Origin of the sequence: Rhizobium sp. 25PS6 (genome assembly GCF_032464655.1) — a bacterium.
Lineage (GTDB): Bacteria > Pseudomonadota > Alphaproteobacteria > Rhizobiales > Rhizobiaceae > Rhizobium > Rhizobium laguerreae.
This window is the reverse complement of record NZ_JAWDIV010000036.1, coordinates 1-18435: the sequence shown is the minus strand read 5'-3', so window position 1 is coordinate 18435 and position 18435 is coordinate 1. Positions and strand designations below refer to the sequence as shown.

Sequence of the window (18435 nt, the reverse complement as noted above, 5' to 3'; positions counted from 1 at the left end):
GACAATGACCCTCGCCGAGGTCGATGCATCGGCCTGGGCCGAGCTGGAAGGCGCTGCCGCCGATCCGCAGTCGGCCTTCCGCTACCTGAACCTCTGTTCGGTCGACGCCTACGGCCGGCCGCAAGCCCGCATGGTGGTGCTGCGGCGCGTGGATGTGGCGCGACGCGTCCTGGAAATCCATACGGATGTCAGAAGCCCGAAATGGCAGGAAATATCGGCCGATCCTCGGGTCACCCTCCTCGGCTTTGGCCCGCAGCCGAAAGTGCAGCTTCGCCTGCAGGGATCGGCCGAACTCAATGGGCCGGCGAGCGAGTGCGCGGCCGAGGCCTGGAGCCTGCTGCCGCAATCGACGCGCAGCACCTATATGGGCGGGCCGCCGGGCGACGACATCGGCGAGCCGCCGGCAAGCGAGGGTAAGGCCGCAGACGCCGATGGACAGGCCTTTTTCGGGGTGCTGATCTTCCGGGCGGAGACGCTGGACTGGTTCCAGCTGTGCCACGCCGACAACCGACGCGCAGTCTTTGCCTACGACCATCTGGGCGCGCTGACCTCCTCCCGCTGGGTCAATCCCTGAACGCCTGATGACTTCGAAACCGCCCATCGTTTTGTGATCGTCCGCCACATCTGGCTGAGGCTACCCTTCTTGGAGCGTCGCCATCGCCCGCTTCGGCCGGCGCCGGGCAGCTAGTAAAGTGTCCTTCGGTAGGCTTGTTCCAGGTCTTCGTCCATCTTGCGCATTTCATCCCCGTCCCGCGGCGCCCCTGTCGTCTCATCCAGAATGATCTTTATCAGCGAGGGCATCTCCGTGCGGTCCTGGAAATGATCCGGGCTCCACAGGCGGGACCGTCTGAACGCCTTGGCGCAATGCATGAAGACTTCGCTGACGTTGACGATGATCGCGAGTTTCGGCAGACGATCGGCGACGCTCATGCTCGTCATCAGTTGAGGATCATTGGTCAGACTTGCCCGCCCGTTGACGCGCAATGTGTCGTCGAAACCGGGGATAAGAAACAAGAGCCCGACATTCGGGTTGGCGATGATGTTGCTTAAGGTATCCAGACGATTGTTGCCGGGTCGATCCGGGATCGCCAGGGTGCGCTCGTCAAGAACCTTGACGAAGCCCGGAGGGTCGCCGCGAGGACTGACGTCGGCCCTTCCCTCCGAACTCTGCGTGCCGATGCAGAAGAATGGCGAGCGCCGAATGAATTCCTGCGCGTGCTCGCCAAGCGAATTCTGACACTTCACGATTGCCAGAGCATGGGTCGGCTCGAACAGCGCCCGAAGCGACTGTTCATCGGCGATGGCAAAATCTGGATTGAGTTGTAAACCCGTCATGATCCCCTCCCGAAATCCCTCTCATCGCATGGCCGAACTGCAGGTCTGGAATTCAGACCTTGCAACGCCCGTCTCCGCCTTCAAGCCATGGATATGATGTACGTACCTCAGAGGATATACATGAGTTGAGATGCAGGATCAATGCGGGATCGAGCCATCGGATTGCAGCTCAAGGGCGACTGATGACGCGTTATCAGATGTAATCACGCTTCAAAGATGGGCAGCCGTCGCGGAGATCACCTTCGTGTGCATGACATCAGTGCCCTAAGACTGTACATTCCATTCGAAGCACTTGCCGTTTACTCGGGTTTTTGTCACAGATGTCCTCTTCGCCCACTACCAGACGATTGATGGCAATCCTGACGACGGACGTTGTCGGTTATTCGCGCATGATGGAAGCCGACGAAGAAGGAACAATGGCAAGCGTTAGCCGCTTGCAAGAAGAGATCCTCAAGCCTCGAATCCTCAAGAGTGGCGGCCGGACAATCAAAGTTATGGGTGACGGCCTACTTTCGATCTTCGATAGCCCGGTCGTCGCCATCTCGACGGCGTTACAGGTACAGCATCTGCTGGCAAGCGAGGCTGTAGGTGCCAGTGGCACCGATGCTCTTCGAATTCGAATTGGTATAAACTACGCCGAGGTCATGATCACTCAGGACGATGTGTTCGGCGACGGCGTGAATGTTGCGGCGCGCCTCGAACAACACGCGTTACCGGATGGCATCTGCATCTCAGAAACAACGCACGACATCCTTCCAGAGGAATTGCAGCGGCTGTTTGTAGATGGAGGACTGCTACATCTGAAAAATATTTCCAGGCCGGTGCGTGCATGGCATTGGCCTCGCACTCCCACGATAGTGCAGTCAATTCGAACTGTCGTCGCCGTCCTTCCCTTTCAAAGCGCAGATGAAGCAGCGAACGAGTTCCTCGTCGACGGCTTTACTGAGGACATCATCTCCGGTCTGGCGAGATTCAGGAGCCTGTCGGTGATTGCGGTGTCCTCAGCGTTTGCCTTCCGTGATCGCTCGGAGGGTTTAAAGGAAGTTGGGCGCAAGCTCGCTGCCAACTATCTCGTGACCGGCAACATGCGTCGGTCGGGAGACGAGGTTCGGATCACGGTGCGGATGATCCAAGCCGACACGGAGCGGTTGGTCTGGTCTGAGAAATATCAGCGGCAAGCGGCAGATATTTTCGGCATCCAGGACGAGATCGTGAAAATGATTGTCGCAAATCTCGTGGGCCAAATTGAAAGCTGTGATTATCGAGAGTCCCTCCGGCGGCCGCCGGCCAGCCTCGCTGCTTACGAATATTATCTGCGAGGGCTCGTGCATCTCAGAGGCTACGAGCCGGATGACAACGTCAAGGCGGTGGAGATGTTCGAAGCAGCGGTTGCCGGCGACGGAGGCTTTGCACTGGCACACGCTCATCTTGCGTTGGCGAGGATAGCGGTCGGCGGCTATGCCAACGCGCCGGAGGCTGTACTTCGCGACGGGATCGCCCTCGCTCGTCATGCCGTAAAGTTGGACGAGGGAGAGGCTGGCGCCCATCGTGTACTCGGGCTCGCTCACCTTTACTTGAAGGATTTTGACAACTCCGAGAGAGAATTCCGCTTGGCATATAAGCTCAATTCCAGTGACGCCCATGCATTGGTCCAGCTCGGCGGACTTCTGGCAAGACGAAACCGTGTAGAGGAAGCGCTTCCCTTGGTCGAAGAAGGGATGCGACTCAACCCCTACCCGCCTCACTGGTATCACGCGGTTTTGGGTAATCTTCTCTATTTTAAGGGCGACTACGAGCAAGCCCTAGCGGCGCTAAAGCAGCTACCGAACCCCGGAAAGTATACGAGCACCCGAATGATCGCCTGCTTGTCGATGGCAGGCCGCTCCCGCGAGGCTGCCGCACTTGCCAAAAGCGTTCGCGAAAATCATCCAGATCTGACGATCGGAGAGTTTTTGGCGCGAGGGATCGTGGTTGAAACCGCCGAACAGACTGAGAAGTTCAGACAGGGCCTGTCGGGAACGGGATTGCCGGAGTGATAGGACGCTGATGGCCACGTCCAGAGGCGGGGGAGTATGGCCATGCCATGAGCAAGCTAACAGCCGCCCACTCGTCTCTGGGAAAACGGAGTCAGTCCGGACAGGAATGATCAGGCAGCGCGCTCGCAGAGACGGGGCTGTCCGTCGGTGGTGCTTGGATACCGGACGCGGCCGTCCCTGACCAGCTTGTCGAGGCCTCGGGATAGCACGTTGCCAAGCTGGCCAAGTCATGGATCGTCCTCGGTCAACCCGATCTGCAGCGCGACCTGCTAGAGCGAGATTGTTTTAGGTCTGTTCATATCCGGCTTCCCTGAAGTAGCTATGGCCCCGGCGTGACGTCCGACGTCTGGAACACTTCCTCCATCTTTCGGTCGATGACGACATCCCGGTATCGGCGATCGACGACGTCCAGGGCCGACGCTTCGTGCTTCGTGAAGGTGTAGTCCTTTCGGGTGAGAAGCGGAACCGCCGAACCCTAAGCGGGTTTGAGAGCCGGTCGCTCGGCTGGTTTTCACCCCGAAAACCGCTGTCTCCTGTTAAGCCGGGCGGCCGCCCCGGCTTAACTGGTCGACGGTCCTCTTGATCGATGTTGCAGATCCTTCAATTGGAAGAGGACGACAGCTCACCTGCTTCACCGATGCTTGCAGCGCCCGCGCCCGGCTTGCAAATCGATCACGGCCTCGAGGCTATTTCCAAGAATTTCTGCCAATATTCTCTTTTCCGTTCAACACGCCAACAGACTTCGGGCCTGTATTATTCCAGGTATCACACACCGCCTTGCCCGCGTCCCTCCCCCCCTTCCAGGTACGGCAGAACGTGTTGCCAGAAATGTGCCACACGCCGTCAATTGAGATTACATCTCCGGAATCGAGTTTAACCTGACCATGTGCGGTGCCGTCCTTGAGTACAGAAAGCTCCCCACTGTAGCCCTCTTTTGGGCCGCCCAGCGCAATCACTTTGCCGTCTGAAAGCAGAGCCTGAAGCTCCTTTCCTATCATCGCGGTAGCAGCAATAGCTTGCGTTCCGAGAAACATCACAGATAGTCCAATCAGTATAGTTCTATGCATCGGCCGATTTCTCCCATCTCTGTCAAGCACAGTTTCTATCCGACATATAAGAACCACAAGTCATCTCTTGTAATTAGCTACAACCCTCCTTGCCGAAAAAGCGAAGTCGCTCGATAATTTGATAGTTGTCAGCAGATATCTGGGGAAAAGTTAGTTCATGGATTATTGTTTTATTGAAAACCTATGATTTGTGTTCGAAATAGTTTTTGCGGCGCAATTAATTCGCCAGCCCAGAAAACACCCCCTTTCCTGATCCCGCTCCAGCGGGGTTTTTCTTTTCTGAACTCAACAATCGTCGAGCAAGTACAGATTAATCCAAGCATTGGTGCGGAAACGCACAGGAACCTTTTCGATCAATCGTTGTTTGGCCAAAAGGATCGTACAGGTGGCCCCAATCCCGGGGCCGTCCGCCATCCCTTCCTTCCTGTACGATCCGTCCTTTCCAGATTGCCCCGTTTCGGCGGGGCTCCTTTTTTGATCTGCGGCGCGAGCAAAGCGCAACCAGCCGGTTCCGCCGAGAAACAAACTTCGCCGAGAGTTTGACAGCCGGACCGCGCGGAGCATGATGCCATCCCTGTAGGCGGTAGCCGTCCCACTTCAGCCCGTTGCGTCGGATCTGACGTTCGCCCAAAAGACCCTGGAGGGGGCGCTGACATGGCCGCTCGTTGCTGGCGCATTGATATGATGGTGGACCGGGGAACGCCGGACGTCTGGGCGTACAAACGTGATCATTCGATCCGAATGCCCAGAGCGGCCGCTGTTCGAAGGAACGAAGTGGGTATTTCCTATCTCGCACCGGCGAGTGGTTCCATCGTCAAGGAGGTCGGCAACAGCCGCAAGAAGGTCGAAGACGGACTCGATCATAAGTGAACAGCATGATCTTCTTCACCAGCGACACCCATTTCGGCGACTCTCGCGTTCTTCGCATCGATCGGCGACCATTCCCTGATATGGCGACCCACGATGTCGCCCTCATCAGGAACTGGAACCTGATCGTCGGGATCGACGACGAGGTTTGGCATTTGGGCGACTTCATGTCATCGCGTGCGGGCGATTGCGACACGCTCCTCGACCGCCTGCACGGCAGGAAACATCTCATTGTCGGCAACAACGATTCAGAGGAGACGACCGGTGCATCGGGCTGGAGCAGCGTCCAGCATTACAAGGAGTTGACCTTGGACGGCTACCATCTGGTGCTGTGCCACTACGCGTTTAGAACCTGGAATAAGATGGGCAAGGGCTCGGTCAATCTACACGGACACTCCCACGGCAGGCTGAAGCCGGTCCCCCGTCAGTTCGATGTCGGCGTCGATGCGCGTGAACTCCAGCCGGTCCGGCTTGACGCTCTGCTTGCCTCGACCCGCCGAAAGGCCAACGCGCGGCGAGCTAAAATGAACGCGACCTGAGCTTTGCGCGCTTTCTTGCGGCAAACTCCAAGTGGCACTTGCCTGGTTTGCCCTCGATTTCGGGCGCCAGCCGCTATCGGCGGTTCAAGGGACCGGTCCTTTTGGAAGACGCGCCGGTCAGGCCGGAGAATGCATCGCGGCTTCTCAGGAAAACTTTCAGCGGGTTGGCGCGTTAACATCGCGCGCCCAGAACACGAGGACCGCTGATGACCAAGGGATTTCGATTCGATCTGCTCGCCAAAGGCGGTTATGCCGCGCGCGGCGTTGTCTTTTTCCTTGTGGCCGGGCTTGCTCTCTTCTCCGGCCTGGCGGGTGGCCGGCCGGAGACGAAATCCGCGGTTTCGGCACTGCTCGGGCAGCCGCTCGGTCGCGTTTGGGTCGGATTGATCGGGCTCGGCCTTCTCGGTTTTGTCGCCTGGAGGTTGGCGCAGTCTCTAGCCGATAGCGACGGCCATGGTGGCAAGGCAAGAGGATTGGCGATCCGATCCGCACTCTTCGGCAGCGCCATCACCTATCTCGGGCTTGCCGGATATGCACTCGGCAACGCTCTTTTCATGGGCGGCAGCAGCGGAAGTTCCGGTGAGAAGGATCTGGCAGGATGGATCATGTCGCAGCCCTTCGGCTCCTATCTTGCGATCGCCGTCGGAGCTGGCTTCGTCATCGGCGGCTTCGTGACGGCCGCCAAGGGCATCACCAGGAAGTTCGAACGCCACCTTCGGATATCTGATCAAAAGGGTATTGTGGCATTGGTATGCATCTACGGTCTTGTCGCCCGCGGCGTCGTGTTCGCGATTACAGGGGTCCTTTTCGCCTATGCGGGTTTCAGGGTGGATCCTGGACAAGCCGGCAGCATGGGCGACGCCTTGGAATGGCTCCGCCAGCTTCCGCTGGGATCCTTTCTGTACGTCGCCGTCGCCGTGGGATTGGCGGCTTTCGGAATTTATAATCTTGTTGAGGCAAGGTACCGCATCGTTCGGAGTCCTTCGCTAGCGGACGCTAAGCGTTCGATCTCGATGGCGGGTTCCTGACATTACTTTTCCTGTGCCAAGGTGCCGTTATGCGGAGGTCGAGCTGGCAGCTGGAACTTCAATGTCGATAAGCAGCCCTTCCTCCGACCAGGTTTTCTCGAGACGTCCTTGAAGCTGCTTTTCAACCATTGCGCCGACGATCACCGTACCAAAACCCCGCTTGGCCAATTTGGGTGGAGTGGGGGCGCCTACCTCCTGCCAGCGGATGTTAAAGCCGGCCCCGGACGGTCCGGGCTTCCAACTGATCGAAAGCCTGCCTTGCGCAGTGGCAAGCGCACCGTGATGGGCTGCGTTGACAGCGAGCTCATGGAGCACGAGCGCAAGAGGCTGGACGACCGGCGCAGGCATTTTGAGATCCGGCCCGCTAAAAAAGGCGCGGGTGGCCGCGAATGGCGCCACCTGCTGGCGAATGAGTTCCTCAAGAGAAATGCTTGTCCATCTTCGTGCAGCAAGCAAGCTATGCGCACGGGCGAGCGCCTGCACGCGGTGTTGGATGGCGGCGGCGTAAAGCGCGGGGTCTTCGGCGTTGCTCAGGCGGACGATGCTGTCGACGATCGCCAGGACATTCTTGGATCGGTGGTCGACCTCCATGAGCAGGCGATGTTCGGAGGCTTCCAGTGCCTCGATCCGCCGGTACTCCGTCATGTCGATTTGCGACCCGAAGAAATACAGGATCCTTCCATCATCTCCATGGATAGGGCTGAGATGCAAGCGGTTCCAGAACTGCTCTCCCCTTCTCTTGTAATTGAGGATCTCGACGGTGATCTCGCGCTCTTCGGCGATAGCGGCACGAATTTCGGCAACGGCGATCGGAGACGTAGCAGGACCTTGGAGGAAACGACAGTTGCGGCCTAGTATCTCCCTGGCCTCGTAACCTGTCAGTTCAAGGAATGCCTTGTTGGCGAGCACGATCGGCAGATCGCGCTTGCGCGCATCGGTAACGACCATCGGCATCCTGGTGCGTTCAAATGCGATCGCTGCCAACTCTTTCCGATCGGCAGAAGCTGCTTTTGAAGATGCGGAGGGCAAATCCCCGTGGAGTTTTTCTTTGGTATGGGCTGTCATGCTTGTACGCTCACAAAGTCGTCGGCTGATAACGTAGCTCGTGTATCTTTGTTTCCGAGACAGTTGCGTGGCTTAAGCGATTGCTACTCCCCGAGACTTGCCGGACAACGTGTCACGGCTGCGGCCTTTGCCAACGCCACGCCGTCCGGTATAAATCAGATGAGGCCTTTCAGCCTTGCAGGCCCTGAAAGGATCTGACGCACCACATGATCATGAAACTGTTTTCTAATTCCAGCCGCTCCCGGGAGCGCTTTCTCGAAGCGATCCTCCAAAGCGCGATCGAGTATGCGATCATCTCCATGGATCTCGATGGCCTGGTGACCACGTGGAATGAGGGCGCGCGCCGGATCCTCGGATGGGATGCGGATGAGATTGTCGGCCAGCCTGCAGCGGTCATTTTCACCGAGGAAGACAGGCAGGCCGGGATTCTCCAGCTGGAAATGACTGCCGCTTTGACCGAAGGTCACGGCAATGATGAGCGCTGGCACGTTCGCAAGGACGGCACATTGTTCTGGGCGTCCGGTCAGATGATGGCGTTGACATCGGACGACGGCGAAGTCGAAGGTTTCGTGAAGATCCTGAGAGATCGCACCGAGCAGAGAGAGAATGAGGAACGGCAGCGCATCCTGATGCACGAACTCTCTCACCGCATGAAGAATACGCTGGCCGTCGTTCAGGCCATCACCAGCCAATCCTTCCGAAACGCCAGCTCTCTGGAGGATGCGGAGCATTCGATCACGGCACGCATCAATGCTTATTCAAAGGCGCACGACATTCTGCTTCAGCAGAACTGGCTGGGCACGAGCATGACGACAATCGTCGAGGCGACCGCGATCAATCTTGGACTTGAGACGTCAGGACGTTTCAATGCGAGCGGTCCTGCGGTTGAATTGGGTCCACAGGCGGCCCTTTGCTTCTCCCTGGTGCTGCACGAACTCGTCACCAACGCCAGCAAGTATGGTGCGCTGTCGGTAGATACAGGGACGGTCGAAATCGAATGGTCCGTACGCGATGAGGCGGGCGACCAACGCCTGAAATTCACTTGGCAGGAGGTTGGAGGCCCGGCGGTGGAAGCTCCGAGCAAGAAGGGGTTCGGCACACGCCTCGTCAGTTCCAGCCTGTCCGCCTTTGGAGAGGTCGCACTTGATTATGCGCCGACAGGGCTCATCCTAAGACTGGATGCGCCGCTCCAGAAGCTGCAGTATAAAAACTATTCAGACGCTGAGGAATAATTTGACTACGAAGCTAGGCCGCAGGCGCGGCGAGGCACCCCGCTCGCACCGTAAGTGATGCGCGCACCAATTTCTTTTATGGTTCAGGGGCATCACGCCGGCATGGCTATGCGCCTGACCGGCATCGGGTCGCAGTATTTGTTTGCTTTCACGGATGCCGACAAGAATTACTTTGACGGCGCCAAGACCTACAAAGTGACGTTGCCGAAAGACATCCCGGAAGCGAACTTCTGGTGGTTTACGCTCTACGACAACATGACCCGCTCGATGCTCGACACGCCACAAGGCTATCCGCGCGCCGGCAGCCAGAGCTTCCCCTCGCCGGCAGCCGAGGCTGCGGACGGCTCCACGATCGTCTACTTTGGCCCGACCCAGCCCGACGGCGTTGCGCGGGGCAACAGGATCCAGACCGACCCGAAGAAAGGCTGGTTTACGCTCCTGCGCCTCTACAGCCCGCTTGAGCCATTCTTCACCAAGGAGTGGCGTCCGAGCGAGATCGAGTTGACCCAGTGATGGCCGCTGGCTGTTGAAGAGTGGCGCCTCTCCACGCTCGGCGGTGGCGCCGCTCGACCATGTGTACGTTTTTGACCGAACTTCTGAAGGGCGGCTGCATCGGACGAAAGTCCATTTCGGGTCGCCCGAAGTTAGAATAAAGCGGGACTGATCGCCCATCATTATAACGAAAAGATTTATTGTTGGCCGAATGAGGGATCTGGAATGCTTTCCTCTTCAGACAAGGATCGGAGGGACCTTCGTCATTTCAGCGAGCCGTTGGTTTCGGTGGTCATCCCGGCGTTCAATGCTTTCCGCTATATTGAACGCACTCTTCGATCTGCCGGTCGCCAGACCTACCGGAACTTGGAGATCATAGTCATCAACGACGGCTCTACCGATGATACCGCAAGGGTGGTCGAGCAAGTGGCGCTGGAAGATTCCCGGATTCGCTTGCTGTCCACGCCAAACCGCGGCGTTGCCGCAGCAAGGAACACCGGCATCCAGGAAGCAGCAGGTTGGTTCGTCGCATTTCTTGACGCGGACGATCTCTGGCACCAGACAAAAATCGAAAAGCAGGTGAATGCGCTCAAGTGCTTATCCCCACAGTGGGCTGCGGTTTATGTGCTGCATTACATCATCAATAGTCACGACGAGATCCTTCGCTCCTGCCGGCCCGATGTCGCGAGAGGATATATCTTCGCCCGGCATCTGACTTTCAAATATGTCGGCAATGGAAGCGCCCTTCTTGTCCGTCGGGATGTCGCGCTCGAGATTGGCGGGTTTGACAGCTCATATGCAGCGGCAGGAATTGGCGGCTGCGAAGATCTCGATTTCGAGCTCAGGCTGGCTGCGCGCTATCATATCGAAGTCGTGCCTGAACGGCTCGTTGGATACAGGCAGTATCCCGGCAACATGTCGTCCAATCACCTGCAAATGGGCCGAGGCGCTCTGGAAGTTGTCAGGCGTTCGCTGGCCGCAAATGCTCCGCTTCCAAAATACGCAACGAAAAGCGCAACCAACGCCACCCAGAAATATGCATTTTGGGAATTTCGACAAGCCAGGAACACATATCTGTCACTTGTGACCATTTGGTCGATAGCACGAAGCGAGCCAGGTTTCATCGTTCGACTTGTACTCGATAAATCCCTGCGCCTGATACAACACTGTCTTCGTCTCGTGACCACAACAGCGAACGGTCAAGCTCCACCGCGAATGAACAGGTCGAAATTCGACCAGCAAATTGTCCCTTCCCCTGTCGAACGACCGGACGAGACCGAGCAATTTCGACGTCACCTGATGCGACTGGCAGCGGTGGATGCCGAGCTGAGTTCAATGCTAGAACCCCTTGCGAAGGAGTTCGCTCCGGCGGCTATAAATCACAAGCCCCGTCTCCGCAGCCGGACGCTAGAATCAGACATTTGAGCCGGCATCCCAGCGGTGGTTTCGTGGAGGCCAGAGGGCGGCCGTTGCAAGCCGCCCGCAACGTAGCTTCGATTATTTCGCCATTGCGGCTCTAGCCGCCTCGATTTGCGCCTTGACGGCGTCGAGATTGAAGCTCGCTCCTTTCTGCATCGGCGGGAATTCGATGGCGGTTTCCGCCAGCTTCCCGACTTCCTGCTGGACAAACACGAAGCGCCAGAATTGGAACATGAACCATTCGTTGAAATACCCCTGTGCGCCGTCCAGCGTTCCGTTTGCCGGCGTGCCCAGGCGTTCGAAGGGATCGAGGCGCAGGTTCGTGATTGAGGGCGCGTCGACATGCTCCTTGGCTCCGAGCCAGCCATTCGGCTGCTCGATAAAGCGATACTTGTAGTCATCAATGCGCACCGCGCCCAGCGTGCTTTCGCCAAAATAGAAGATCTCGTGGCGCTTCGACGGGCCTTTGCCAGTGAGCAGATCTAACTGGTTGTAGCCGTCGAGATGGTTCTTATAGGTCCGGTCTCCGATCTGCTTTCCCTTCAACAGTTCGTCCGTGATGTTCGGATTTCCGGCAGCGGCCACGAAAGTCGGCAGCCAGTCCAGTCCGGAGATCAGGCCATTCTCCACAGTTCCGGCAGGAATCTGGCCGGGCCAGCGAATAAGCGCCGGCACGCGGAAGCCGCCCTCGTAGATCGTACCCTTCTGCCCTCGAAAGGGTGTGTTGCCGCCGTCCGGCCAGGTGAATGTCTCCGTGCCGTTGTCGGTCGTGAACAGGACGATGGTATTGTCGTCGACGCCTAAATCCTTGAGTTTCTGCATCACCAAGCCGACGTCGTCGTCGAGTTGAGCCATGCCTGCTTCCTGGAGCGACCAGCCATTCTGCGCAGTCCGCAGCGCCTCATACTTGGGCGAAAGATGAGTGATGACGTGCATGCGGGTGGGATTGAGCCACAGGAAGAAAGGCTTGTTCTCCGCCTTGGCCTTCTCCACGAACTTCAAGGCTTGGTCGCGGATCTCGTCGTCCACCGTTTCCATCCGTTTCGGATAGAGCGTGCCGGCGTCTTCGATTCTCTGCTTGCCGACCTTCCCCCAGCGCGCGTCTACGGTCGCGTCGTCTGTTGTCGTTGCCCAGCTATGGACCATGTTGCGCGGCCCGACCTTGTCCAGCAAGTCCTGCGGATAGTTGGGATGGGCGGGATCTTCCATTGCGTCGAGGTGATAGAGATATCCGAAGAACTCGTCGAACCCGTGAACCGTCGGCAGGAACTCGTTGAGGTCGCCAAGGTGGTTCTTGCCGAACTGGCCGGTGGCATAACCCATGTCCTTGAGGGCAGTCGCCAACGTCACGGCTTCCGCCGGCAGGCCGGTCTTGGCACCTGCCTGCCCGACGGTGGTCATGCCGGTACGAATCGGAAGCTCGCCCGTGATGAAGTTCGCCCGGCCCGCCGTGCAACTCGCCTCGGCGTAATAGTCGGAGAACAGCATGCCCTCGGCGGCGATCTTGTCGAGGTTCGGCGTACGGCCGGCCATCAAGCCGCGGTGATATGCACCGATGTTCCACATGCCAATATCGTCGCCCATGATGACGACGATGTTGGGCTTTTGCGCTTCTTGTGCCTGCGCCGGGACAAGCGCGCCCCAGAGAACGGCCGAAGCAGCCAATGCTCCGATGCCGTAGATGATCCTGCGATACATGTGACTCCTCCGTTGTGAATTCCGGCCGAACGACGAACCATCCGAACGCACGGCAGCAAAATTCAACGAGCGCCGCAGTCGCGTATTCACTCTGAATTCAATCGAAACAACTGGAGCAATTTCAGTTTCGGACGCCCTTCAATTGGGAACGGCACCGCCCAAGCGTGAGGTCCCTCGGTTTGCGAAAGGAGGCTCACAGCGCGCAACCTACCAAACGGCGGCCCGTCGCGATATTGTACCTTGGGGCAGCCATGGCCGTTCTGTAATTTTCTTGAAAGGAAACAGACATCTCTTTCGACACTCGCTGTTCGCGAGCCGATAGCCGGAAAGTTGGCGGTAGAGCAGGTCGCCTGAATTCGGTGACTAGGCGCCACGATATCGGCGGATGCAATGGCGGCTGCGAGGCGTTTGGGGAGCACCCAGCACGTCAGGGCATGGCGAAACCAACATCATTGAGATCTCCACGCGACACGAAGAGACTTGTTCTATGCCCACGATTGAGGAGCATGGCCGGTTGAAGCGTATGAAAGACCAGGCACACGGATCAACGGCATTCTTCCGAGCCGGACGAGGGAAATAACATGGCGAAAAAATGGCCACGATCCTCGACACCGAACCCAAGATTTACCGTGAAGGTGCGAGCGGCACATCACCAACCATTTACCTCGCAAGACGCGTGCTCCATCCGCTGGCATTGATCGGTAAATCATCAGGGAGGTTCTGACTGGAGTTGGGCAACATGCTGAACCTCCCTGACGTCCTTTCAGCAAGGATCAGGAGAATCTAAGCCGGATCGTGCCGGGGGAAAGCCGGACTTAAGTCCGGCTGGCGACGTCAGGACACGCTGCTCATATTAGGTCTGAGGCAATATGAAGGTCCGTGGAGGGGCGGACAGGAGGAGAAAATGAAGTTCGGCCCCGATAACTACAATCACGAAGAGCGCTGCTCGCAAGGCCATAGTTCGGCATCCACGATCGCCACAATCGAAGCAGCCCTTTCCGCCGATCCGGATATCGACAGCAGTGCCATCGAGATCAGGATGCTCGGCCCTGTCGTCCTGCTCGAAGGCTTTATAACCAAGGCTGTGGACCGCGACAAAGCCATCTCGCTTGCTGCGATGATCGTCGGCTGGGAGAACGTCCAGGACCGGATGCTCAGCCGTTTTCCCACGCAATAGCCAGGCGAATCTTACGCTAGAGCCTTTCCGGATTAGATTGCAGCATTCTGTTGGCTCAAACGGAGTCGGATGGTCGACCGGCCGGCGCGTGTCGTAGCCCAGTTCTACGGCCAAGCCGGCCGGTCGATCAGCCGGCCCGTTTCAGCCAACCCGAAGGGCCGGGCATCTTTACGTCAGGGCAAAGGCGATCGGCTCGGACGTACCTGGGGGTATGCCCGTCGCCAATCGCCTTTGCCCTGACGAAAACCTGCTCCGGCAGAATGCTGCAATCTAACCCGGAAAGGCTCTAGGACCAAGGTCGGAGCGGCCCCGGCCTGAAGTCCCACACCTGGAACACTTCCTCCATCTTGCGGATTGTCTCCTCAGCGGAACCAACCGCATCCAAGGAGGAAAACAGATGAATATCAAACTAGTAGGGTTCGCAGTGGGCGTCCTTATGGCGTCGACTTCTGCCTTTGCGCAGTCGTCCACGGTGACGGGCGCCGCAGGCGGTGCTGCAACGGGCGCGATTGTCGGCGGCCCGGTCGGCGCTGCTGTCGGCGGCATCGTCGGCGGCGTCGCAGGTAGCGTCATCGATCCGCCGCCGCCGAAGGTGGTGACCTATGTTCAGCAGGCTCCGGCCCCGACCGAGCGTGTCGTGGTGAAGGAGAGAGTGGTCGTCGGACAGCCCCTGCCGGAGACCGTGGTCGTCACGCCAATTCCCGATGATCCGAACTATGCATACGCGATCATCAACGATCAGCGTGTGATCGTCGAACCTTCCTCCCGGAAGGTCATCCAGGTCATTCAGTGACCTCGGGCGGCTCAGCCGCCCCTTACGACGATTAGGGCACGCATGCGACGCATGAGAATGCGGGACGGCATCGCGTGCCCGAAACCTCCGAGGTTGATCATGAAAAGCAAGCATCTCCCCATGCTCGTAGCAGCGCTGTCACTCAGCGTATCGCCGCTTGCAACTCAGCCCGCGGCAGCCCAGCAGGACACCAGGAGCGGCGGCCAGGCGCAATCCGGTTCTCAGACGGGCACCGATGCCGGTTCGCAGTCCGGCTCCAGCGCCAACGGCACCGGCACCCGCACCGGCACCGGCACCGGCATTATGGCGTTGCCGATGAAGATCTCAAACGCACTTCTTAGCTGACACCTGACCGCAGGACCATCGCTCCATCGGCAAAAACAGCGCATTCAAGGCGTCGTCATCGGTCCGGTTTGGGCGGCATCAAATTGCCGAACTCCATCGGAAATGGAAAAATGATCGTCGAGGTCTTTTCGCCGGCGATGACGTTCAATGTACTCAAATAACGAAGTTGCATTGCCTCGGGTTGCCTGGCGAGGATTTCGGCTGCTTCAAGCAGTTTGGCTGCAGCCTGCTGCTCGCCTTCGGCATTAATGATCTTGGCACGCCGCTCGCGCTCGGCTTCCGCCTGACGGGCAATTGCGCGGATCATCGATTCGTTGATGTCGACATGTTTGATCTCCACATTGGCAACCTTGATGCCCCAGGCATCGGTCTGGGCGTCGAGGATTTCCTGAATGTCGATGTTGAGCTTGTCGCGTTCCGCCAGCATCTCGTCGAGGTCATGCTTGCCGAGCACCGAGCGCAGTGTGGTCTGGGCGAGTTGGCTCGTCGCCATCATGAAGTCCTCGACCTGGATCGTCGACCTCTCGGGATCGACAACCCGGAAATAGATCACCGCGCTGACGCGGACCGAAACATTGTCATGCGAAATGACATCCTGCCCGGGCACGTCGAGCACCCGCGTGCGCAAGTCGACCCGCATCATCTGCTGGACATAGGGGATGAGCAGGATCAAGCCAGGCCCCTTGACACCGGTGAAACGGCCAAGCGTGAAAACCACGCCGCGTTCGTATTCCCGCAGGATCTTGATCGCAGATGCGACGACGACGAGCAGAACAAAGATAATCACAAGGTAGAAGGCGAGATCTGAAAACATGCCCATGACTTTTCCTCCTGCATCCTGAAGGCGGTTAGGCCTCCTGCGAACTGCGGACCACTTCGAGCGTCAACCCATCCCGGCCTGTCACTTTCACGCCGTCGCCGGCGGAAAGCGGCTCAGTTGAAATGGCCTTCCAGCGCTCGCCATGGGCGATGACGTAGCCCGAGATGCCCGTCCAACTGTCGACCTTGCCTGAAATTCCGATCATCTGCTCGCCGCCGGTGACGACATCGTGCCGGCGCGAGATGTAGGCGAGACGGGCAATGACAAGGCTAAGAGCGAGGCAGGCGACGGCGATTGCGCCAAGCACCGACCAGGAAACCTTAAGCCCGGGTATGTCCGTGTCGAACAAGATGGTAGCGCCGAGCATCAGTGCGATGCCGCCGCCGACGCCGAGTGCGCCGAAGGAGGGCGAATGCGCCTCGGCCACCGTCAGACCCACGCCGAGAACGATCAGCCCGAGGCCCGCAAAACTCACCGGCAGCAAGGCCAAAGCATAGAGACCAAGCAGCAGGCAGATGCCGCCGATGGTTCCCGGCACCAGCGTCCCAGGCGTCAGAAATTCGAAGATCAGGCCGTAGATACCGACCATCATCAAGATCAGCGCGATGTTCGGATTGGTGATCACCGAAAGCAGGCGGGTTCGCCAGTCCGGTTCAAGTTCCTGGACGATGAGACCCGATGTTTCGAGCCGGACATCCGTTTGACCGACCCGCACGACCCGACCCTGCGCCTGTGCCAGGAGATCGTTTATATCGGCCGCCACGAAATCTATGACCTTCTCACGCAGAGCTGCGGCGGAGGAAAGGCTTGCGGCCTCGCGCACGGCGCGCTCCGCCCAGTCGGCGTTACGATTGCGCAGTTCCGCAAGCCCGCGGATATAGGCCACCGCATCGTTGATCGCCTTCGCCTCGCCGGCAGCGCCCGGCACTTGCCGCTGCTTGCCGGTCGTATCAGGGCTGTCGTTCCGGTCATCATCGGATGGTCGGCCGCCAAGTGCGATCGGCGTCGCCGCACCCAGATTGGTGCCCGGTGCCATTGCCGCGATATGGCTTGCGTAAAGAATATAGGTGCCGGCGCTAGCGGCTCGTGCTCCGCTGGGTGCAACGAAACTCGCGACCGGTATCGGGGAGGCAAGGATCGCACGAATGATGTCGCGCATCGACGTGTCGAGACCGCCGGGCGTGTCGATCTGCAGGACAACCAGGCTGGCGCCGCGTTCATTGGCCCGCTGAAGGCCGCGTCTTACATAATCGGCCGTCGCCGGGCCAATCGCCCCGCTCATCTTCAGGACTATAGCGACACGCTCCGCTTCGGATGCGGGCGTCGCCAGGCCAAAAGCCGAGAACAACGTCAGCAGCAAAGCAAGGATTGACGGCATCCACCGCCAAAGCTCCAAACGCCACACAATCGTCCGCCGGACTCTCATATCTTGAAATATATGGCAGAACTGCGAAACGGTAAGAGACAAGTCTGAGCTGGCTTGCTCGCTGATGGCGAGCAGGAGGAAAAGCAGCCGGTCGTAGTCGTTTACAAATACGCGACGACGCTTCTCACGGACGTCAAGTCCATCTGCCAGAATTGGTCTTCGCGCGCTGCCGGCTCTTTTGGATCTTACGATCTCCGCCGCTTTCCTCGCTGCTGGAACAGGCGAACGCCTTGCCATGTCAATACATAGAAAACTGCACCGCATAGCGCGGCGAGCGGAAGGCCGCCGACAAGTATCGGCTTGAGAATTGGATGCCAAAGTGGCGCAAAATCGAGGTGCCGGAGCAGCGTGAACAGATTGGCTTCACCCACCCGCTCGGGCGCCCGACCCAAAAGAAAAATGCCGATCCGGTAAGCGGCAGCAAAGATCAGAGGAAAGGTAAGAGGGTTCCCAAACGCCGTCCCGAGCGCAGCCGCGATCATATTGCCTCTGAGGACGAAGGCTAGACAAAAGGCCAAGATGAAGTGAAAGCCGAGGAACGGCGTACAGGACACGGCCACCCCTGCTGCCACGCCAGCCGCAATGGCGTGAGGAGTAGCCTTCAAGCGAAGAACTCGAATGGCGATGTATCGGATGGACCGCAATAGCCCCTTGGATGGCCAAAAGACTTCACGGATCCGCTGAGCCGGTGAGAGCGGCTTCCGTCTCCTAAACAGCATTCCTTACCTTCCGCGGCGTGAGCGCTTGGGTTCACAATCGAATGATATATCGAGAGGCCCGTGTCCGGAACCCAAGCCATCGATCTGTGCAGGCAAGCGAATTCTTCGCGCCGGTCATTGGTACCGCTGCAGCTTATCGCGCTTTCCTGATCTTACCGGTCTGGCACGAATACGGAGTGTCGATTGGGCACGATGTCGTCCAATGCATTTCAAGGATGCGCCTGAAGTTTATCCGCAGCAGCCTCGATGAAACCGACTGCGTTCGCAACCCCATCCTCGTCCCGGATTGGTGCGCCAACCGCATCTGCCTGGCGTCGCATATGTGGATCGTCCATGGCTGCGAGTGCATCTGTCAGGCTCTCGACGGTCAATGCTCT

At 58.5% G+C, this 18435-nt stretch carries 17 protein-coding genes and 2 pseudogenes; 12 read left to right on the top strand and 7 right to left on the bottom strand.

Going from position 1 to position 18435, the window contains the following annotated elements; genetic code table 11:
* The first annotated feature begins 4 nt into the window (after positions 1-4).
* Positions 5-574, top strand: coding sequence for a pyridoxamine 5'-phosphate oxidase family protein (locus RWK44_RS33800; RefSeq protein WP_316030073.1), 570 nt, complete (start codon positions 5-7; stop codon positions 572-574).
* A 110-nt stretch (positions 575-684) separates the two neighbouring features.
* Here RWK44_RS33800 and RWK44_RS33795 read toward each other — a convergent pair whose 3' ends face one another.
* Positions 685-1335 carry a pyridoxamine 5'-phosphate oxidase family protein gene (locus RWK44_RS33795; RefSeq protein WP_316030072.1) on the bottom strand — a complete coding sequence of 217 codons (651 nt, stop codon included), beginning with the start codon at positions 1333-1335 and terminating at the stop codon, positions 685-687.
* A 350-nt stretch (positions 1336-1685) separates the two neighbouring features.
* Here RWK44_RS33795 and RWK44_RS33790 point away from each other — a divergent pair, with 350 nt between their 5' ends.
* Entirely contained in the window at positions 1686-3371 is a 1686-nt protein-coding gene (locus RWK44_RS33790; protein WP_316030071.1) for an adenylate/guanylate cyclase domain-containing protein, read from the top strand.
* A gap of 686 nt (positions 3372-4057) precedes the next feature.
* On the opposite strand, the gene RWK44_RS33785 is transcribed toward RWK44_RS33790, so the two are convergent.
* Positions 4058-4438, bottom strand: coding sequence for a hypothetical protein (locus RWK44_RS33785; protein ID WP_316030070.1), 381 nt, complete (start codon positions 4436-4438; stop codon positions 4058-4060).
* Between the two features lie 654 nt (positions 4439-5092).
* On the opposite strand from RWK44_RS33785, the gene RWK44_RS33780 reads away from it, so the two are divergent.
* The 3 genes from RWK44_RS33780 (at position 5093) to RWK44_RS33770 (ending at position 6872) form a co-directional block, all read left to right on the top strand.
* Complete coding sequence (locus RWK44_RS33780; protein ID WP_131666416.1) at positions 5093-5308, top strand: hypothetical protein; 216 nt, start codon at positions 5093-5095, stop codon at positions 5306-5308.
* Positions 5309-5313: 5 nt separating this feature from the next.
* Positions 5314-5844 (top strand): hydrolase, encoded by a 531-nt coding sequence (locus tag RWK44_RS33775; RefSeq protein WP_131641619.1) that lies wholly within the window; start codon positions 5314-5316, stop codon positions 5842-5844.
* A gap of 206 nt (positions 5845-6050) precedes the next feature.
* The gene (locus RWK44_RS33770; RefSeq protein WP_132610343.1) at positions 6051-6872 is read left to right on the top strand and encodes a DUF1206 domain-containing protein; all 822 of its coding nucleotides are present in this window, start codon (positions 6051-6053) and stop codon (positions 6870-6872) included.
* A 27-nt stretch (positions 6873-6899) separates the two neighbouring features.
* Here the strand turns inward: RWK44_RS33770 and RWK44_RS33765 are convergent, their stop codons facing one another.
* Positions 6900-7937: an HWE histidine kinase domain-containing protein gene (locus RWK44_RS33765; protein ID WP_168287660.1), complete on the bottom strand. Its 1038-nt coding sequence runs from the start codon at positions 7935-7937 to the stop codon at positions 6900-6902.
* 206 nt (positions 7938-8143) lie between these two features.
* On the opposite strand from RWK44_RS33765, the gene RWK44_RS33760 reads away from it, so the two are divergent.
* From RWK44_RS33760 to RWK44_RS33750, 3 genes and pseudogenes are all read left to right on the top strand, one after another.
* The gene (locus tag RWK44_RS33760) at positions 8144-9169 is read left to right on the top strand and encodes a sensor histidine kinase (protein ID WP_222060232.1); all 1026 of its coding nucleotides are present in this window, start codon (positions 8144-8146) and stop codon (positions 9167-9169) included.
* A gap of 41 nt (positions 9170-9210) precedes the next feature.
* A pseudogene (locus RWK44_RS33755) lies at positions 9211-9682 on the top strand (DUF1214 domain-containing protein); the annotation flags it as partial.
* Positions 9683-9886: 204 nt separating this feature from the next.
* A complete protein-coding gene (locus RWK44_RS33750; protein ID WP_316030069.1) occupies positions 9887-11086 on the top strand; it encodes a glycosyltransferase family 2 protein in 1200 nt (399 codons plus the stop codon).
* Positions 11087-11158: 72 nt separating this feature from the next.
* Here the strand turns inward: RWK44_RS33750 and RWK44_RS33745 are convergent, their stop codons facing one another.
* Positions 11159-12778, bottom strand: coding sequence for an arylsulfatase (locus tag RWK44_RS33745; protein ID WP_168287657.1), 1620 nt, complete (start codon positions 12776-12778; stop codon positions 11159-11161).
* 592 nt (positions 12779-13370) lie between these two features.
* Between RWK44_RS33745 and RWK44_RS33740 the strand changes: the two genes are divergently transcribed.
* The 4 genes and pseudogenes from RWK44_RS33740 to RWK44_RS33725 all read left to right on the top strand — a co-directional run.
* Positions 13371-13502, top strand: a complete 132-nt coding sequence (locus tag RWK44_RS33740; RefSeq protein WP_281410077.1) for a hypothetical protein — start codon at positions 13371-13373, stop codon at positions 13500-13502.
* 180 nt (positions 13503-13682) lie between these two features.
* Entirely contained in the window at positions 13683-13955 is a 273-nt protein-coding gene (locus RWK44_RS33735; RefSeq protein WP_017959395.1) for a BON domain-containing protein, read from the top strand.
* 397 nt (positions 13956-14352) lie between these two features.
* On the top strand, positions 14353-14748 hold the full coding sequence (locus RWK44_RS33730) for a DUF1236 domain-containing protein (RefSeq protein WP_077975751.1): 396 nt from the start codon (positions 14353-14355) through the stop codon (positions 14746-14748).
* Positions 14749-14847: 99 nt separating this feature from the next.
* Positions 14848-15024, top strand: a pseudogene (locus tag RWK44_RS33725) (DUF1236 domain-containing protein); the annotation flags it as partial.
* Positions 15025-15148: 124 nt separating this feature from the next.
* Here RWK44_RS33725 and RWK44_RS33720 read toward each other — a convergent pair.
* The 3 genes from RWK44_RS33720 to RWK44_RS33710 form a co-directional block, all read right to left on the bottom strand.
* Positions 15149-15913, bottom strand: a complete 765-nt coding sequence (locus RWK44_RS33720) for a slipin family protein (protein WP_077975750.1) — start codon at positions 15911-15913, stop codon at positions 15149-15151.
* A 28-nt stretch (positions 15914-15941) separates the two neighbouring features.
* Complete coding sequence (locus RWK44_RS33715; protein ID WP_316030067.1) at positions 15942-17291, bottom strand: NfeD family protein; 1350 nt, start codon at positions 17289-17291, stop codon at positions 15942-15944.
* A gap of 233 nt (positions 17292-17524) precedes the next feature.
* Complete coding sequence (locus RWK44_RS33710) at positions 17525-18058, bottom strand: DUF2062 domain-containing protein (RefSeq protein WP_316030066.1); 534 nt, start codon at positions 18056-18058, stop codon at positions 17525-17527.
* Positions 18059-18435 lie beyond the last annotated feature (377 nt).

What these genes read in the sequence shown, in the direction of transcription:
- RWK44_RS33710 (WP_316030066.1), bottom strand. Translation starts at nt 18,058, where the DNA reads ATGCTGTTTAGGAGACGGAAGCCGCTCTCACCGGCTCAGCGGATCCGT.
- RWK44_RS33775 (WP_131641619.1), top strand. Translation starts at nt 5,314, where the DNA reads ATGATCTTCTTCACCAGCGACACCCATTTCGGCGACTCTCGCGTTCTT.
- RWK44_RS33770 (WP_132610343.1), top strand. Translation starts at nt 6,051, where the DNA reads ATGACCAAGGGATTTCGATTCGATCTGCTCGCCAAAGGCGGTTATGCC.
- RWK44_RS33785 (WP_316030070.1), bottom strand. Translation starts at nt 4,438, where the DNA reads ATGCATAGAACTATACTGATTGGACTATCTGTGATGTTTCTCGGAACG.
- RWK44_RS33735 (WP_017959395.1), top strand. Translation starts at nt 13,683, where the DNA reads ATGAAGTTCGGCCCCGATAACTACAATCACGAAGAGCGCTGCTCGCAA.
- RWK44_RS33750 (WP_316030069.1), top strand. Translation starts at nt 9,887, where the DNA reads ATGCTTTCCTCTTCAGACAAGGATCGGAGGGACCTTCGTCATTTCAGC.
- RWK44_RS33730 (WP_077975751.1), top strand. Translation starts at nt 14,353, where the DNA reads ATGAATATCAAACTAGTAGGGTTCGCAGTGGGCGTCCTTATGGCGTCG.
- RWK44_RS33780 (WP_131666416.1), top strand. Translation starts at nt 5,093, where the DNA reads ATGGCCGCTCGTTGCTGGCGCATTGATATGATGGTGGACCGGGGAACG.
- RWK44_RS33745 (WP_168287657.1), bottom strand. Translation starts at nt 12,778, where the DNA reads ATGTATCGCAGGATCATCTACGGCATCGGAGCATTGGCTGCTTCGGCC.
- RWK44_RS33790 (WP_316030071.1), top strand. Translation starts at nt 1,686, where the DNA reads ATGGCAATCCTGACGACGGACGTTGTCGGTTATTCGCGCATGATGGAA.
- RWK44_RS33760 (WP_222060232.1), top strand. Translation starts at nt 8,144, where the DNA reads ATGATCATGAAACTGTTTTCTAATTCCAGCCGCTCCCGGGAGCGCTTT.
- RWK44_RS33740 (WP_281410077.1), top strand. Translation starts at nt 13,371, where the DNA reads ATGGCCACGATCCTCGACACCGAACCCAAGATTTACCGTGAAGGTGCG.
- RWK44_RS33800 (WP_316030073.1), top strand. Translation starts at nt 5, where the DNA reads ATGACCCTCGCCGAGGTCGATGCATCGGCCTGGGCCGAGCTGGAAGGC.
- RWK44_RS33720 (WP_077975750.1), bottom strand. Translation starts at nt 15,913, where the DNA reads ATGGGCATGTTTTCAGATCTCGCCTTCTACCTTGTGATTATCTTTGTT.
- RWK44_RS33715 (WP_316030067.1), bottom strand. Translation starts at nt 17,291, where the DNA reads ATGCCGTCAATCCTTGCTTTGCTGCTGACGTTGTTCTCGGCTTTTGGC.
- RWK44_RS33765 (WP_168287660.1), bottom strand. Translation starts at nt 7,937, where the DNA reads ATGACAGCCCATACCAAAGAAAAACTCCACGGGGATTTGCCCTCCGCA.
- RWK44_RS33795 (WP_316030072.1), bottom strand. Translation starts at nt 1,335, where the DNA reads ATGACGGGTTTACAACTCAATCCAGATTTTGCCATCGCCGATGAACAG.